Consider the following 15,509-nt stretch of genomic DNA (forward strand, 5'->3'; position numbering starts at 1 on the left):
CTGTTTGAGTAGAGTGATTCACTGATGATGGAGATTTTCAATTGGATCAATGAACATAACTTTGTTCAAGAAAGGAACGATATCTAATTACAATCATCAATGTTGGTGAAATACACTACTTGAATCATGCGCCAACACCCACTCCAGTAGTATTCATAATAATCCTATCACTATCCAATGAGATTGATAACAAACTCAAGGATAACAAACTTAATCCGGATTCTCTTGACCATAGAACTAAGGATAGGTATAATTTTGTTAGAAGCTAACTTGTGAGGGAAAAAAGCTGGGTTGCCGAATGGCAGTAAGCTCTTAGGAGCGAGAATCCTTTGCTCCCGGGGTTGGCTTTTTTTCTTTTTCTTTTTTCTTGCGACGGATTTCATCACAAATTCCAGGATTTTTTGCAATTTCGAATAGTATGAAATCAACAGTTTTTTGAGAATATGAGAATACTGGATTTGCATTGATGTTATTAGTAAAGCAGAAATCAGAATTTCCTTTGAAATCAAAATATTTGTTGAATTCGGTAAAGTTGCCACTAGTAAATTTCATGTGCAAATTTGCTCGTTTGAGTCCAGCGTTTACAACTTCAATGAGACGCTTAACATTATACGGATGGGTGTTGTTAGGGTTTTGAACTTCTTTGATAATCGTACAAGTTCCATCTGTTTCTTCGCCGGTTTTAGCCAATCTAAATACAGGGACGCCTCCCTCATTCTTTTTAGTCAACCGTAAATCCTGTTGAATAACAATAGCAAAACGATCGCTGCTCGCTTCGTGTGCAAGCTCAGATATTACAACTTGAGCCTTAACCAATCGGTTGTAAACATTCTGAGAGTACTTTGCCTTAATCGCGTCGTCCATGATTGGGGAACTGGCAATCGCAAGATTTATGAAATGTACAGGTATGACATCGGAAATATCAATATCATGAAAAGTCAGAAGTTTTTCCGCATAGTTATATGCACACGCCTGAAAAAGAGGGACATATACCATTTCATATTCCTGAGTCACATAATGAGTGCTTGTATTTCGCAATTCAATTATCTTATCCAGATTCTTGCGTAGAGGATCTTTCTCATTAGTAAAAACCATTTTTATGCAGTTCTCTAGCGAAATAGTTCTAGCTTCATTTTCCTTATAGTATATTGATTGCTCTCCGGAATCACGGACTAGCTTCGCCTTTACATGAGCTCCTATGCATTGCAGACAAAAAATGCATACCCTTCAACACGATATTTGATTGTGGGCTTATTATATACTTCAACTGCCATAATGAAAGCTTCTTGTGATTTGTCGAGTAACTGCGAATATATTTTCTTTTCAATGTCGTTCACCCCAACACCTCTCTAGGCGATTATATACATAGAGACATGAAGATACAAAGGATTATTTATTGTTGATATTTTCTGTAAATCTGCGAAATGGGATATTCCATCTGTCGAGATAGGTATCATACAAATACTAAAGAAACCAGGACAGAGTTGATCAATAAGAAGGTGTCTCCGAGGCGTACTCCAGTGTTTCAAAATGTGTAAACAAAAATGTACCATATCAATCCACGGTTATGGTTTAACATGTACGTAACAATTAGAATAGTTTTAATCAGGTGTGTACTTCTTCCTAAAACAGATTTATACAATGAAATCAACATTCGGAATAGAAAATTATCGAAAGTTCAGTGAAGAGTCTTTATCGCCTTGTCCTTATAATCGTCATACAAAAAATTCATCTTCGCATCGAATTCGGGCTATACTACCAAGTATATGGGAAGTCCAGCACTAAAGCGGATTGGGTTCTTGGCAACCCAATTTGATGAGTACTATCAGAACCTTGTCTTTCATGGGGCCTTGGAAGAAGCAAGGCGATATCCTGTGCAGCTCATCTTCTACGAAGGGAGCAACACCAATACGCTAAGCAAGGCCGGGGCATTGGACGATACCGCATTCAACTTGGCTGCGAAGACCCAGCTCGATGGCTTGATCGTCATGACCAACACCATGGGATCCTCATTCTCCCGTGAGCGCATTGGAGGGTACCTCGCCTCCTTTTCCCATATTCCCATTGTCTCCATCGGTCTTCCATTCGAAAATGCCTTTACGCTGTGCCCGCAAGCCAGTGGAGGCATGGCACAACTGACCAGCCATTTGGTGAGGGAGCATGGACGCAAGATCTTCTTGTTTCTTGCAGGGCCGAAGGGACATCCCGAGAGTGAGGCGCGAAAGGCGGAATTTGTATCCACGTTGGCTGAATTGCTCCCCCAAGCAGAGCCTACGGTCGTGTATGCAGATTTCTTGGAAGAGCGAGCGTATGAACGAACCCTCTCGCTCATTGAACAAGATTGGTGCTTTGACGCAGTAGTGGCAGCCAACGACCAGATGGCTTTCGGCTCGATTCGGGCGTTGGAAGAGAACGCCATCCATGTACCTTCCCAGGTATCGGTAACAGGGTTCGATGACATCCCCTATAGTGTTCTCTCCATTCCAGCCCTTACCACCATTCATCAGCCTACCAGCGAGTTGGGCAGAAGGGCGGTTCAATACTTGGCTTCAGAATGGAAGTTGAACCTTTTCGACCAAAGCCATATTGTTGCCGACCTGACAACCGATGTGGTAATCCGGCAGAGTTGCGGCTGTATGAACGCCGCTACCGGCAGTGCAGAGTCTGCAGTTGCTCAGTTGCAGGTCAGCCTAAGAAAACTCTTTTCTCTGCAGGTGGGGGAGCGTTCTCGTTCTGGCGTTCTCAGGCGCATTGAAGCTGCCGTTGTCAGAACATTCAAGCTCGAGGAAATTCTCTCCGAGCTTGCCCGGGGCTTGAGGCGGTTGGGTATCCGCTTTGCCGCTGTGGTCATGATAGACGAGCAGAGTAAAGGCACAGACCGCTCAAGTCTGTATATGCACCTTGCAGGCGATGAGGTAACCATTCTTGCTCCCAATGGACAGCAGTTTTCTACCAGTACCCTGCTTCCCCAAGGGCTTCCTGATGATTTTCAGGCATACGTCTGTGAGCCTCTGCAATTTGGTTCCGAGCAGATGGGATATTTCATCTGCACCCCCGATGCAAATGACATGCACGTATACGCCACCTTGCGGGATTTGATCACCACGTCCATGAAAGGAGCTTTGATCATGTCCTTGGAAAAGGACCGGGAGTTGACGCTGCAGCGGGAAGTGAACAAACGTACCGGCGAACTCACGTCGGCCAACAAGCTGCTGAAGAAGGAAATTGCCCAGCGTAAGGAGTTGGAGCGGGAATTGTTGGAAGTTTCAAACAATATTATGACCCGCATCGGTCAGGATATACACGATGATTTGTGCCAGGATTTGGCAGGCCTTGGCATGCTTGCTGCGACACTGGAGTCGACATTAAAGAAGAATGGCTCTCCATCGGCTCAGCAACTTGCCAAGCTCATCAGTGAATCGGCACTGCGAAGTGCCTATACTGCCAAGCAAATTGCTCGCGACCTATTTCCTTCTGATTTGCAGGATAACGGGTTCGTCGCCTCGGTAATGCAGCTGGTCAAATCAAAGAATTTGACCGATGGGGATACAATCACCCTTGAGGTTCAGCCGGGTTTCCAAATCGACGATAAGGAACAGTCAATCCAACTATACAGAATAATCCAGGAAGCCTTGAACAACGCAATCAAGCATGCAAAAGCCAGCCATATAACGGTTCGGCTCTCTTGCGATGCTCATTCGATGTTGGTTGAGGTTGCTGATAACGGAGTGGGTTTTGAACTGAAGAAGGGAAAATCTGCTGCTGGTATGGGACTGAAGATTCTTACCTATCGGGCCAATCTTATTGGAGGAACCTTGCATTTTTCATCTACTTCCCAAGGGACGGTAGTCTCTTGCAGGGTTGGCTTTCAGGAGGGCGTGTGAAAAGTAAAACGTTTGTCATCATCGACGACCATCCGCTGTATAGAAGCGGTATCAGCGCACTGGTGCGGGAAGGCTTGAGCCTACAGTGCATCGGGGAAGCCGGGTCTCTAGAGGAAGGAAGACAACTCCTGAACTCGCTTGAGCCTTCGCTTGCGATCATCGACATCTCCCTGTTGGGCGAAAGCGGACTTACCTTGGTCAATGAATGCAAAACCAGGCATCCACAGCTGAAAATACTTGTAGTCTCGATGCACGATGAAAACCTGTATGGGGAACGAGCCCTCGCCAGCGGCGCCAACGGCTATGTGATGAAACACGAGCGCCCTGAAGTCCTTCTGGACTCAATCAGGCACATCCTCCACGGCAAGCTGGGTATCAGCGAGAACCTCAAGCAGCGTATGGCTGACAGGCTGTAACGCAAACAATGAAGGGCTCCTTCTATCAGACAGCTGATTTTCTCTATCGTTGTATGCTACGATAGGCAAAATGATTGAAGGAGTTTGTATGCAGCACACCATAGTTATTCTTGATGGATATACCGAAAACCCTGGAGACCTGAGTTGGGAAGGCTTTGAAAAGCTCGGCGATGTAACAGTCTACGATCGAACCGATGCAAAGGATATTCTTTCTCGCATCGGCAGTGCCGATATTGTAATCACCAACAAGACACCGCTGAGTAAGGAAACCATAGATCGAGCACCGAAGGTCAAGTATATCGGTGTTCTTGCCACCGGCTACAATGTAGTCGATACCCAGGCAGCGAAAGAGAAGGGTATTCCTGTTTGCAATATTCCTACGTATGGAACCGATGCCGTTGCTCAGTTTGCATTCGCTTTACTTCTGGAAATCGCCCACCATGTCCAGCATCACAGTGATGCCGTCAAACAAGGTCGATGGGCAAACTGCCCTGATTTCTGCTTCTGGGATTATCCGCTCATTGAGCTTGCAGGCAAGACCATGGGCCTTATCGGCTATGGTAGGATCGGACAGTCGGTAGCCAGGATCGCCCGTGCCTTCGGCATGCAGGTGATCGCCTATGACTCCTACCAGGATCCGAAGCAGCAGGATGTGTATGTCTCGCTGGACGAACTGCTGAACAGAAGTGATGTCATTTCTCTTCACTGTCCGCTCTTTGAACAGACCAAGGGCATCATCAACAAGGACACCATTGCAAAGATGAAGGACGGGGTGATCATTCTCAACAACAGTCGGGGACCTCTTATTGTGGAGCAGGACCTCGCCGATGCACTGAATAGCGGCAAAGTCTATGCAGCAGGCTTGGATGTAGTCTCCTCTGAGCCGATCAGGGAAGACAATCCTCTTCTGACTGCTAAGAATTGTCTCATCACTCCGCACATCAGCTGGGCACCGAAGGAAAGCAGACAGCGTCTGATGGATATTGCAGTTGAGAATCTTAAGGCATTCCTTTCAGGCAAGAGCCAGAATGTGGTGAATGCATAGCAAAATAGTAGGAGTGTTCTGATTGACACATCGAGCACAAAATTACATAGTCAGCCATATGAACACTACTGAAATAATGTCTAAGGAACGGTGGCAGCGAGTACTGGAAAATTCCCAGGACCGTGAGACACCGTTCCAGCTGATTCTCTCGGATGTAATCGAGGAGAAGTATCAAGAGCTTCTCGATGCAATTCCTTTTGCAAAGATATATTATGCTGTAAAAGCCAACCCTGCGCCAGCTGTGCTGAGTCTGCTTGACCGTCTTGGCTCAAACTTCGACGTGGCATCGGTGTATGAGCTTCGTCGCTTGCAGGAGCTGGGTATCAGTGCCGATCGCATGAGCTGTGGCAATACCATCAAGAAATTTGAACACATCAAAGAGTTTTATGCTGCGGGAATACGGTTGTTCGTAACCGACAGTGAAGGCGACTTGAGAAATATTGCGATGGCAGCCCCCGGTTCGAAAATCATGGTCCGCCTGATGACCGAAGGAGCGCAGACCGCCGACTGGCCGCTGTCCAGAAAGTTTGGTTGCAGCCCGGATTTGGCCGGCGACCTGCTCATACTGGCAAGAAAGCTAGGCCTGCAGCCTTGGGGGCTCTCTTTTCATGTGGGCTCCCAACAGCGCGACATTACCGCGTGGGATAGTGCTCTTTCGAAGGTCAGTTACTTGTTTACGTGGCTGTTGGAGAATGAGGACCTCAAGCTATCCTGCATCAATATGGGAGGCGGGTTTCCTGCCACCTATCGGGAACGGACCAACCCTGTCCAAACCTATGCCGATGAGATCAAGCGGTACCTCGAGGAAGATTATGGGGATATTTTACCTGAAATAATCATAGAACCCGGACGTTCTCTTGTTGGGGATTCAGGGGTGCTTGTCTCGGAGATAGTACTTATTTCCCGCAAGTCCCGAACGGCACTGGAACGATGGGTATACCAAGACTGCGGGCGTTTCGGCGGACTTATGGAAACACTTGGTGAGGCTATCCACTATCCAATCCTCTGTGAACGCAATGGACCTTTGGAGCAGGTGATTCTTGCAGGACCCACGTGTGATTCCATGGATACGCTGTATGAGGATTACCGTTACGAACTACCGCTGAGCCTTGCGGTGGGAGATCGGTTGTATTGGCTCTCCACCGGAGCGTACACCAGCAGTTACTCTGCAATAGAGTTCAACGGTTTCCCGCCTTTACAGACTCTGGTGATATAATTAGGAATCCTTTCTTCTCTCATGTATTGAGTAACGTTCTGTGGCTTACCTTCGGGTAGGCCCTTTTTGTTACTAAAAGTTGTAAAATATAATGCAATTTGAAATTTATACTAGTAAATATAAAAAATATAATAGACTCTCTTGAATCTATAATTTTAGTTGACAATTCCAATGTCTCCTCGTACTCTAGTAGTAAGGGCAGGTGTGTTTCGCGTAATGAACACGTCTTTCTGTTGATACGCACAATAATTCTGAGGAGTAAGCATATGAAGATTGGATTCATCGGACTTGGCATCATGGGCAAGCCCATGGCGAAGAACCTGCTCAAGGCAGGTCATAGTATTGTTTGTTATGATGTGAATGCGGCCAACGTGGCCGACGTGGTAGCAGCCGGAGCGACAGCGGGCAGGAGTTCTGCCGACGTGGCGGCCCAGGTGCCCCTTCTGATCACGATGCTGCCCAACAGCCCGCACGTAAAGAGCGTGGTCATGGGAGAGGGCGGGGTGCTCGAGGGGGCAAGAGAGGGCCTGATCCTCATCGACATGTCCTCCATCGCCCCCCTTGCGAGCCAGGAGGTCGAGAAGGCCTGTGCACAGAAGAAGGTGCGCATGCTCGACGCCCCGGTAAGCGGCGGCGAGCCGAAGGCCATCGACGGCAGCCTTGCGATCATGGTCGGGGGGGAGAAGGGCCTCTTCGAGGAAGTGAGGGACATCCTGCTGGTCATGGGGGCCAGTGCGGTGCACTGCGGGCCGATTGGGGCGGGGAACACGACCAAGCTGGCCAACCAGATCATCGTGGCGCTGAACATAGCGGCGGTGGCGGAGGCCTTCACGCTGGTGCGCAAGGCCGGGGTGGACCCGCACCTTGTGTTCGATGCGATCAAGGGAGGTCTTGCCGGAAGCACGGTGATGAACGCCAAGGCCCCGATGATGATGGACTCTAACTTCAAGCCGGGCTTCAAGATCGACCTGCACATCAAGGACCTCGCCAATGCATTGGACACCGGCCACGGGGTGGGATCCCCGCTCCCGCTGACCTCACTTGCGCGCGAGATGATGGAGACGCTGCACAGCGACGGGTTCGGAGGCGACGACCACAGCGCCCTTGCCCGCTACTACGCCAAGCTGTCCGGCACGAAGATCGGGGAGTGAGTATGGATACCTCCTTCATCAAGGGGATCATCCCCCCGATCGTGACACCCATCACAGAAGACGAGAGCCTGGACGAGCAGGCGCTGCGCAACCTCATCGACTTCGTCATAGAGGGCGGATGCTCCGGCGTCCTGGCCTTCGGCTCCAACGGGGAGTTCTACATGATGGAGGAGGACGAGATGGAAAGGGCCCTGTCGGTCATCATGGACCAGACGGCGGGCCGGGTGCCGGTGTACATGGGCGTGGGCAACATCCGCACCGGCAAGTGCATCCGCCTCGCCCAAATGGGCGTGAGGCTGGGGGCGAAGGGAATCTCGATCCTGCAGCCGATGTTCATCAAGCCGACCGAACAGGAGCTGAAGGGGCACATCAGGAGCATAGCCGCTTCGGTGGGCGATACTGCGGTGCTGCTGTACAACAACCCGGGGCGCTGCGGCTACGCGATGAGCCAGGACCTGGTACAGGAGCTTGCGCACAGCATCCCCAACCTGGTGGGCATGAAGGACTCCAGCGGGGACCTGACGCAGACCATGGAGTTCATCCGGCGCAACGCCGACGTGGGCTTCAAGGTGATGTGCGGCAAGGACACGCTGATCTACTCGGGGCTGTGCGTGGGTGCCGTGGGTGCTGTGTGCTCGACGGCCAACTACCTGCCCGCCCTTGTCTGCTCTATCTACGACAAGTACGTGGGCGGGGACCTGAAGGGGTCGCTTGAGGCGCAGTGGCAGCTGAACCCCGTCAGGCTTGCGACCGACGCTTCCAGCTTCCCGGTGGCGACCAAGGACCTGGCGAACCTGGTGGGCATGCAGGTGGGAAGCCCGTTCCTGCCGAACCTGCCGTCCCCCGCCAAGCAGCAGGAGAACCTGAGGAAGCAACTGGTCGACGGCGGTTTCGTCTCCGGCTGATACGCACTGCCACAGGCATCCCAATTCTCTACAACCAACATGAAGGCTGTCCGAAAAGGGCAGCCTTCATTATAGTTACTCAAACATGATTTAGTAAAACGTACTTTACTAAAACGAAATTGAGTGATTAACTGTATCTATGACTGACCAACTATTTATCGGAAGAGAAGAAGAGCTTGCCTACCTTGAAAAAGCCTATGCATCGCAAGATTTTGAATTCTGTGTCATATATGGGAGACGAAGAATCGGCAAAACCTCGTTGGTAGTGCGATTTTGTGAGGAAAAGCGTGCAATTTACCACATGGCCCAAAAGGGAACTGAAACAATTGGCTTGGAGAAGTTGTCTGAGGCTATCAGTGATTCTTTGCTCCAGAAAGCCCAAGTGAAATTTGCAAGTTTCGAGAAGGCATTGGAGTATCTTTGTGAAGTTTCTGAGCATGAGCGACTGATTTTTGTAATTGATGAGTTTCCCTACTTCTGCTCGTCCATTCCAAGTAGCATGAGTGTACTCCAATATGCCATTGACCACCTGCTGAAGAAAACCAAGCTCATGATTATTCTCACAGGTTCATCAGTCAGTTTCATGGAACAGGAAGTAATGGGATCAAAAAGTCCACTGTACGGTCGTAGAACAAGGACATTGAAACTAAATCCTTTCTCTCTTGCTGAAACAGCCTCACTCTGTGCTCGTAGTCCGATTGAATCAGTTCTTGTACAAGCGATGACCGGTGGTGTTCCCTTATATGTACAATATTTTGCATCAAAAGAGCCTTTGTGGGAGGCGATCAGGGAAATTTGGTTCCTAAAAACAGGTCTTTTGTACTATGAACCGCAATTTTTACTTTCGATGGAGACACGAAATCCAGAGCAATATGCACAAGTCTTGGCGCTCCTTGCTGCGGGAACCACGAAGCCAAACCAGATGGCAGATAAACTTGGGGTCAGCTCAGCACATCTTGCTGCTCTTCTTTCAACGCTTCAAACGCTAGGTCTTGTTACCAAGGAACTACCTTTTGGCGAGAAGCAAGGCAAGAAAGGGGTCTATCGGATTTCTGATTCTCTTTTTACCTTTTATTTGCGTTTTGTCTATCCCTACCTTGCATTATTGGAACAAGGAAAACCGGAAGGTCCATTACGTCTTCTTGAACAGCACATGGACCAATTCGTGGGCAAGCAGTTTGAGCAAATGTGTCATACGTATTTTCTCCAACACACGAATAGACCAATCATTGCACTTTCTCATTGGTGGGGCTTTGACCAACAAAATCAGCAGAATGAGGAATTGGATTTGGTTGCCGAAGATGCGAATGGGGGGATGGTTTTTGCAGAATGCAAATGGAGAACCACCAAGGTAGGGTTGAGCGACTATGCCCGTTTGGTCCAACGCAGTACGCTCTTATTGAAAGGAGAACAGGCCGAGTACTGGCTGTTCTCCAAATCAGGTTTCACCGATGAGCTTCAAAAAGCAAAGCTTGCCACGCTGGTTGGCGTTGAGCAAATGGTACCAACTACATCACCGGTTGTGTAGTGTAGCCCATCATATAGGATATCTTTGAGGCGGTATCCTTGAGCCTTGGGATGGCAGCCTCGATCTCCTCGACCGCCATGTTGGAGGTGAGGGCACTTACGCTGATGCCTGCAATAATCCTCCCGTCGCGGCCGCGTACGGGAACAGCGGAGCAGTTGTCGCCCTCAATGAACTCATTGCGGTCGCGGGCTGCTCCTTCCTTGCGAACCTTGGCAAGCTCATCCTTCAAGGCCTTGGGATCGGTGATGGTTTTCTCTGTATAGCGGTTCAAGCCCTTCTGCTTGATGAGCGTGTCCAGTTCCTCTTCCTTCAACTCGCAGGTCAGCACCTTGCCTAAAGCCGAGCAATGGAAGGGCAGTTGGCGTCCGGGGGTGAAGTAGGTTCGGGGGGTGGATTGGGTGTCGATGCGGTCGAGCATCAGAACCTCCCCGTTATAGAACACCGCCATGTTCACATTCGCCTTGGGGAACTGGTTCCACAGCAGCTCCAGGTAGGGCATCGTCACCTTTCGGATCTCCTGGGACTGCAAAGCGCTCCTGCTGAGTTTGAGGGTTTTCAGGGAAATGGCATAGAGCCCCGTATAGGGGTCCTTGGTCATGTAGCCGGAGTTCTGCAGGCTCGCCAGCAGGCGGAATGCCATATTGCTGTTGGTGTCCAGGGCTGCACAGACATCCTGGATGGAGATGGGGCCGCTCTGCTCGGAGGCGTAATCCAGGATTTGGAAGCAACGGGCAACAGTCTTGATATTGTACTTGTCGGTATCAATGGGCATGGTAGTTCCTCGGTCTGCATTTGAAAGTATGGATGATTTGTATAATACTATTATAGTATTACATGCAAGCAATGGAAAATCAAACCAAATATGCATAAATATCCAGAACAATTCTGTACAGTAGTGGATATTTGTGTATCCCCCAGCCATGAAACTAAGATATCCGGGTCAATACGTCAAATGGTATTATAGAAAACTAAATAGATGTTATAAAAAATTAACATTAAATTGACAATCCGGAAAAACCGTTATAGCCTTGAAGTGTGCGTAGCCTGAATACCACGTTTCCCGATCAGGAGGAGAACCCATGACACCGTATATCCAGAAAATGGAAGTCTATCCCGTAGCCGGCAAAGACAGCATGCTGCTGAACCTCAGTGGTGCCCATGCACCCTATTTCACCCGTAACATCGTCATCCTTACCGACAGCCAGGGGAATACCGGCGTCGGAGAGGTCCCCGGCGGACAGAAAATCACCCGCGCCTTGGAGCAAGTCAAGCCTGTGGTGGAAGGCTCGAAGCTCAGCGAATACAAGCAGACGCTCCTGAAGGTCAAGGCGGCCTTGGGAAACGACGACAATGATGTACGCGGACTGCAAACCTTTGATTTGAGAACCGGCATTCATGTAATTACCGCAATCGAGGCACCCCTGTTGGACCTGCTCGGCCAGTACCTGGAAGTTCCAGTGGCCTCGCTGCTTGGCGACGGAATGGTTCGTGACAGGGTCAAGGTGTTGGGCTACCTTTTCTTCATCGCCGACCGGAAGAAGACCGATCTCCCTTACTATGCGGATCAGAAGAACAGCATCGACTGGTACCGTCTGCGCCATGAAGAGGCCCTCGATGCAGAGGCCGTGGTGGAGCTTGCACGTGCAAGCCAGGACCTCTACGGCTTCAGGGATTTCAAACTTAAGGGCGGAGTGCTCGAGGGTAGGCAGGAGATCGAGGTGATCAAGGCGCTGAAGAAGGCTTTCCCCGAAGCCCGCATGACCATCGACCCCAACGGCGGTTGGTCCCTGAAGGAAGCCATTGGCCTGTGCAAGGACATGCATGGCATTCTGACGTATTGTGAGGATCCCTGTGGGGCAGAGAAGGGCTACAGCGGACGCGAGGTGCTCAGTGAGTTCCGCCGAGCCACCGGCCTTCCCACCGCCACGAATATGATTGCTACCGACTGGCGGGAGTTCGGTCACTCCCTTGAGCTGCAGAGTGTCGACATCCCTCTTGCCGACTGCCACTTCTGGACCATGAGCGGGGCTGTGCGCGTCGGTCAGATGTGCGATGAGTTCGGCTTGACCTGGGGTTCGCACTCCAACAACCATTTTGACATCTCCCTGGCTATGATCGCCCACGTAGGAGCTGCGGTACCGGGTAATCCAACCGCTATCGACACCCATTGGATCTGGCAGGAAGGCATTGAACGGCTGACGGTCGATCCCCCCAGGATCGAGGACGGATATATTGCGATTCCGAACAAGCCCGGCTTGGGTATTGAAGTCGATCGCAACCAGATCCTGAAGGCCAACAAGGTGTACGAGGAGCACTGCCTTGGAGCCCGTGATGATGCTCTTGGCATGCAGTATTTGATTCCTGGTTGGAAGTTCGACCCAAAGCGCCCTGCCTTGGTTCGCTGATGCTTTAGCTGAAGGGAGTGTACGATGGATTTTTCCAGTCTCTGGAACCTGCAGGGCCAACTGTTCGCCCTGCTGGTGGTCGGTTTGCTACTTCGCAAGGTAGGACTCTTCAACGAGAGTGCCAAGACGCTGCTCACCGACCTGGTCCTGTACGTCACGCTTCCGTGCAGCATTGTGCTGTCTTTCCAAATAGATATTAATGCCGAGCTGTTTGTCTCCTTGTCGATCATTTTCCTTATTTCTACAGCAATCCAGATGTTTTGCTACCTGTTGACCCGCTTTACGTTTCGCAAGGTGGAAATGGCCAAACGAAGCGTGCTGCACTATGGAATCCTGGTTTCAAATGCAGGCTTTCTGGGTCTTCCGATCGCAGGGGAACTCTTTGGCGCGGCCGGTTTGATGTATGCCTCCATCTACCTTATTCCCCAGCGGGTGGTGATGTGGACGGCAGGTCTCTCAATCTTCAGTCCGGCTGCCGCCAATAAGAAGCAGGCAGCAAGGAAAGTCATCCTGCACCCCTGCATGGTGGCTGTCTATGTAGGGTTGATCCTTATGGTAACCCGCCTTCCTATTCCGGCTTTCGCCCGTATGACCCTCTCGAGCTTGGGCAACTGCACTACAGCCCTGTCGATGTTGCTTATCGGTTCCTTGTTCGCGGAGATGAAGAAAGAACATCTGCACCTGGATGTGAATCTGTTGCAGTTCTCCCTATTGCGGTTGGTGCTGATTCCCCTTGTCTCCCTCCTGGCGGGACGTATATTGGGCATCGATCGCTTGCTCATCGGAGTGGGGGTTATTCTTGCGGCGATGCCTGGGGGGTCCTCAACGGTCATTCTGGCTTCCAAGTATGGAAGAGATACTACCTATGCTTCAAAACTGGTTATTATCAGCACGTTGCTTTCTTTGGTTTCCATTCCTTTCTGGGGTATGATTCTTTGACTTCAGTGTATTTGTTTTTAGCTTCATAAAATCAAACAGTGTTATAAAAATTATGACTTATTTTATGGCGGCTTGATGTGGTAGGGTATATGCCACTTCTATTAGCTGAAGAAAAAAACCTGAGAAAAATCATCTAAAATGTTTAAACATAATGCAATAAATACATTTGTAAAGGCTAGTGCTTTTCTGGGAGATAGAAAGTGCATACGGGTGATTCTTTCATCTATTAGTTGAAAAAATTGAACTTTCATTATAAAAAATCAAAAGGATTTTGAAAATGAATATTTTTTCGTTGACAGATGGAAAAACCAAGCGTACGCTATCAATACAGGCTTGACCTATCAAAGTATGAGAAGGCGGCCCTCGTGTTTGGGTATGGACCTGCATGCAGGTGTATGACATATCGATACCCCTTTTTGGGGTGGTCTAGATTCAGAAGGAGAACATTTCATGAAAAAACTGTTGATTCTCTCTCTTTGCTTGGTACTTGTTGGAGGTATGGTCTTCGCAGCCGGAACTACCGAAACTGCTGCAGCTCCTACGTTCAAGGGCCAAAATGTACGTGTTGTTATTGGTTCCACTGCTACCAGCGGTGACTCATACCTGATCGCTGAAACCGTTAGCCGCTACCTTGCCAAGGAACTGGGTGCAAACCTCAAGGTTGATGCTGTCGGCGCTGCAAAGGCACTCGATGCCATGCAGACCTCCAAGGCTGATGGCGCTACCATTATGATGTTCCACGACATGACCTACCTTGGCATCTCCTTTGGTGCTTATGACAAGATGTATGGTCTTGAGAACATGACTGTCGGTCCCCGCATTGCCCAGAACCCCGGTTCTGCTTGGGGTGCCAAGGCCGATGCCCCCTACAAGGACATGGCTGACATTCCTGTATATCTGCAGAAGAACCCTAGTGCGATCGTACGCATGGCTTGCGAAGCCGGCGGTGTATCCCACATTGGTTTCATCGTGTATTACCAGTGGGTGGTCGACACCTATGGCAAGGACATCGCCAACCGCATCAAGGTCGTAATCGGTGGTTCCACCGGTGACAAGCTGCAGATGCTCTGGGACGGCAATGCCGACGTCATTTTCGCTGACTATACCAGCCTGCTCCAGTACACCCAGACTACTGACAAGAAGCTTGCCATGAAGTTTGTGGGCCTCTTGGACAACATCGAAGGCGTGAATGCAACCAGTTATGCTGATCAGGGCATCACCCTTGATGGCAAGGAATTCCGCTTCTCCAAGGATTTCCTGATCTATCTGCCCAAGGATTTCCCCGCTGCTTTGGTTGCTGAGCTTGATGCTGCCATGCAGCGCACCAATGCTGACCCCGCTTTGATTGCCGACCTCGCCAAGATGACCTACCGCCCGGGCAAGTACCTCACTGCCGCCCAGAGCAAGGATTTCATCTATGCAAAGCGCGCCAGTCTCCAGGGTTTGATCGACAGGGCTCCTTCCTTGGACGACCTGGTTCTGTAAATTCTTGATCGGTTGTATTGATAATGACTGCAGACCCTAGGTCTGCAGTCACTCTGTTAAGGAGAGACCTCATGCTGCGTATCAGTTATAAACCATCCACATCCCACTGGCTTTTTCCTCCCATTATTATGGGAATTCTGGTGTTCCTGATGGTTATCATGCTCATCCAACGTGCATTCAAGTGCAAGAAGCAGGGTAAGCCCTTTCTTAATTTCAAGAACTATCACTTTTTTGTGGCTAATTGGGATACAGTCAGGCTGCCGGGTTCCCTGGTACTTCTGCTGCTGTACATTCCTGCCATGAATCTGTTGGGGTTCCTCCCTGCTTCGATTCTGTTTATTTTCCTGTTCAATGTGCTTTTTGTTGGATTAGGACAACTTGCTTCCATTCCTGTGGCTTTCAAGACCAAGAAATTCTGGTCGAACCCCGACTTTAGGTCCCTGCTGATTTCTCTGATCATTTCGGTTGTCGGTTCAACCGTGATCTGGTTTCTGTTTGGGCAAGTCTTCAAGATTACCCTGCCCTAAGGAGTGAA

14 protein-coding genes are annotated in these 15,509 nt (G+C 49.7%); 11 read left to right on the plus strand and 3 right to left on the minus strand.

Annotated features, from left to right (window positions below; all coding sequences use genetic code 11):
- Positions 1–312: 312 nt before the first annotated feature.
- Together SPIBUDDY_RS00875 and SPIBUDDY_RS16490 are read right to left on the minus strand one after the other, a co-directional pair.
- Entirely contained in the window at positions 313–1,218 is a 906-nt protein-coding gene (locus tag SPIBUDDY_RS00875; RefSeq protein WP_081454584.1) for a DUF3644 domain-containing protein, read from the minus strand.
- Positions 1,197–1,337 (minus strand): DUF3644 domain-containing protein, encoded by a 141-nt coding sequence (locus tag SPIBUDDY_RS16490; RefSeq protein ID WP_425358136.1) that lies wholly within the window; start codon positions 1,335–1,337, stop codon positions 1,197–1,199. Before SPIBUDDY_RS16490 ends, SPIBUDDY_RS00875 begins: the two co-directional genes overlap by 22 nt.
- A gap of 429 nt (positions 1,338–1,766) precedes the next feature.
- Between SPIBUDDY_RS16490 and SPIBUDDY_RS00880 the strand changes: the two genes are divergently transcribed.
- From SPIBUDDY_RS00880 to SPIBUDDY_RS00910, 7 genes are all read left to right on the plus strand, one after another.
- Entirely contained in the window at positions 1,767–3,884 is a 2,118-nt protein-coding gene (locus SPIBUDDY_RS00880; RefSeq protein ID WP_081454585.1) for a substrate-binding domain-containing protein, read from the plus strand.
- Complete coding sequence (locus SPIBUDDY_RS00885; protein WP_013605871.1) at positions 3,881–4,300, plus strand: response regulator; 420 nt, start codon at positions 3,881–3,883, stop codon at positions 4,298–4,300. Before SPIBUDDY_RS00880 ends, SPIBUDDY_RS00885 begins: the two co-directional genes overlap by 4 nt.
- Positions 4,301–4,388: 88 nt before the next feature.
- A complete protein-coding gene (locus SPIBUDDY_RS00890) occupies positions 4,389–5,345 on the plus strand; it encodes a D-2-hydroxyacid dehydrogenase (RefSeq protein WP_013605872.1) in 957 nt (318 codons plus the stop codon).
- Between the two features lie 58 nt (positions 5,346–5,403).
- Entirely contained in the window at positions 5,404–6,561 is a 1,158-nt protein-coding gene (locus SPIBUDDY_RS00895) for a type III PLP-dependent enzyme (protein ID WP_041380893.1), read from the plus strand.
- 266 nt (positions 6,562–6,827) lie between these two features.
- Positions 6,828–7,712, plus strand: a complete 885-nt coding sequence (gene garR, locus SPIBUDDY_RS00900; RefSeq protein WP_013605874.1) for a 2-hydroxy-3-oxopropionate reductase — start codon at positions 6,828–6,830, stop codon at positions 7,710–7,712.
- A 2-nt stretch (positions 7,713–7,714) separates the two neighbouring features.
- Complete coding sequence (locus SPIBUDDY_RS00905; RefSeq protein ID WP_013605875.1) at positions 7,715–8,617, plus strand: dihydrodipicolinate synthase family protein; 903 nt, start codon at positions 7,715–7,717, stop codon at positions 8,615–8,617.
- 139 nt (positions 8,618–8,756) lie between these two features.
- Positions 8,757–10,145: an ATP-binding protein gene (locus SPIBUDDY_RS00910; protein WP_013605876.1), complete on the plus strand. Its 1,389-nt coding sequence runs from the start codon at positions 8,757–8,759 to the stop codon at positions 10,143–10,145.
- Here the strand turns inward: SPIBUDDY_RS00910 and SPIBUDDY_RS00915 are convergent.
- Positions 10,126–10,917, minus strand: a complete 792-nt coding sequence (locus tag SPIBUDDY_RS00915) for an IclR family transcriptional regulator (protein ID WP_013605877.1) — start codon at positions 10,915–10,917, stop codon at positions 10,126–10,128. The two genes, SPIBUDDY_RS00910 and SPIBUDDY_RS00915, sit on opposite strands and share 20 nt — an antisense overlap.
- Before the next feature lie 307 nt (positions 10,918–11,224).
- Here SPIBUDDY_RS00915 and SPIBUDDY_RS00920 point away from each other — a divergent pair, with 307 nt between their 5' ends.
- From SPIBUDDY_RS00920 to SPIBUDDY_RS00935, 4 genes are all read left to right on the plus strand, one after another.
- Positions 11,225–12,550, plus strand: coding sequence for an enolase C-terminal domain-like protein (locus SPIBUDDY_RS00920; protein ID WP_013605878.1), 1,326 nt, complete (start codon positions 11,225–11,227; stop codon positions 12,548–12,550).
- A 24-nt stretch (positions 12,551–12,574) separates the two neighbouring features.
- Positions 12,575–13,489: an AEC family transporter gene (locus SPIBUDDY_RS00925; protein WP_013605879.1), complete on the plus strand. Its 915-nt coding sequence runs from the start codon at positions 12,575–12,577 to the stop codon at positions 13,487–13,489.
- A 450-nt stretch (positions 13,490–13,939) separates the two neighbouring features.
- A complete protein-coding gene (locus tag SPIBUDDY_RS00930; RefSeq protein ID WP_013605880.1) occupies positions 13,940–14,974 on the plus strand; it encodes a type 2 periplasmic-binding domain-containing protein in 1,035 nt (344 codons plus the stop codon).
- A 71-nt stretch (positions 14,975–15,045) separates the two neighbouring features.
- Positions 15,046–15,501, plus strand: a complete 456-nt coding sequence (locus SPIBUDDY_RS00935; protein ID WP_013605881.1) for a tripartite tricarboxylate transporter TctB family protein — start codon at positions 15,046–15,048, stop codon at positions 15,499–15,501.
- The last annotated feature ends 8 nt before the right edge of the window (positions 15,502–15,509 follow it).

It is taken from the genome of Sphaerochaeta globosa str. Buddy (genome assembly GCF_000190435.1).
In the GTDB taxonomy this organism is placed as follows: Bacteria; Spirochaetota; Spirochaetia; order Sphaerochaetales; family Sphaerochaetaceae; genus Sphaerochaeta; species Sphaerochaeta globosa.

Coding starts and splice junctions, on each gene's coding strand:
- SPIBUDDY_RS00880 (WP_081454585.1), top strand. CDS start 1,767: ATGGGAAGTCCAGCACTAAAGCGGATTGGGTTCTTGGCAACCCAATTT.
- SPIBUDDY_RS00890 (WP_013605872.1), top strand. CDS start 4,389: ATGCAGCACACCATAGTTATTCTTGATGGATATACCGAAAACCCTGGA.
- SPIBUDDY_RS00895 (WP_041380893.1), top strand. CDS start 5,404: ATGAACACTACTGAAATAATGTCTAAGGAACGGTGGCAGCGAGTACTG.
- garR (WP_013605874.1), top strand. CDS start 6,828: ATGAAGATTGGATTCATCGGACTTGGCATCATGGGCAAGCCCATGGCG.
- SPIBUDDY_RS00905 (WP_013605875.1), top strand. CDS start 7,715: ATGGATACCTCCTTCATCAAGGGGATCATCCCCCCGATCGTGACACCC.
- SPIBUDDY_RS00910 (WP_013605876.1), top strand. CDS start 8,757: ATGACTGACCAACTATTTATCGGAAGAGAAGAAGAGCTTGCCTACCTT.
- SPIBUDDY_RS00915 (WP_013605877.1), bottom strand. CDS start 10,917: ATGCCCATTGATACCGACAAGTACAATATCAAGACTGTTGCCCGTTGC.
- SPIBUDDY_RS00920 (WP_013605878.1), top strand. CDS start 11,225: ATGACACCGTATATCCAGAAAATGGAAGTCTATCCCGTAGCCGGCAAA.
- SPIBUDDY_RS00925 (WP_013605879.1), top strand. CDS start 12,575: ATGGATTTTTCCAGTCTCTGGAACCTGCAGGGCCAACTGTTCGCCCTG.
- SPIBUDDY_RS00930 (WP_013605880.1), top strand. CDS start 13,940: ATGAAAAAACTGTTGATTCTCTCTCTTTGCTTGGTACTTGTTGGAGGT.
- SPIBUDDY_RS00935 (WP_013605881.1), top strand. CDS start 15,046: ATGCTGCGTATCAGTTATAAACCATCCACATCCCACTGGCTTTTTCCT.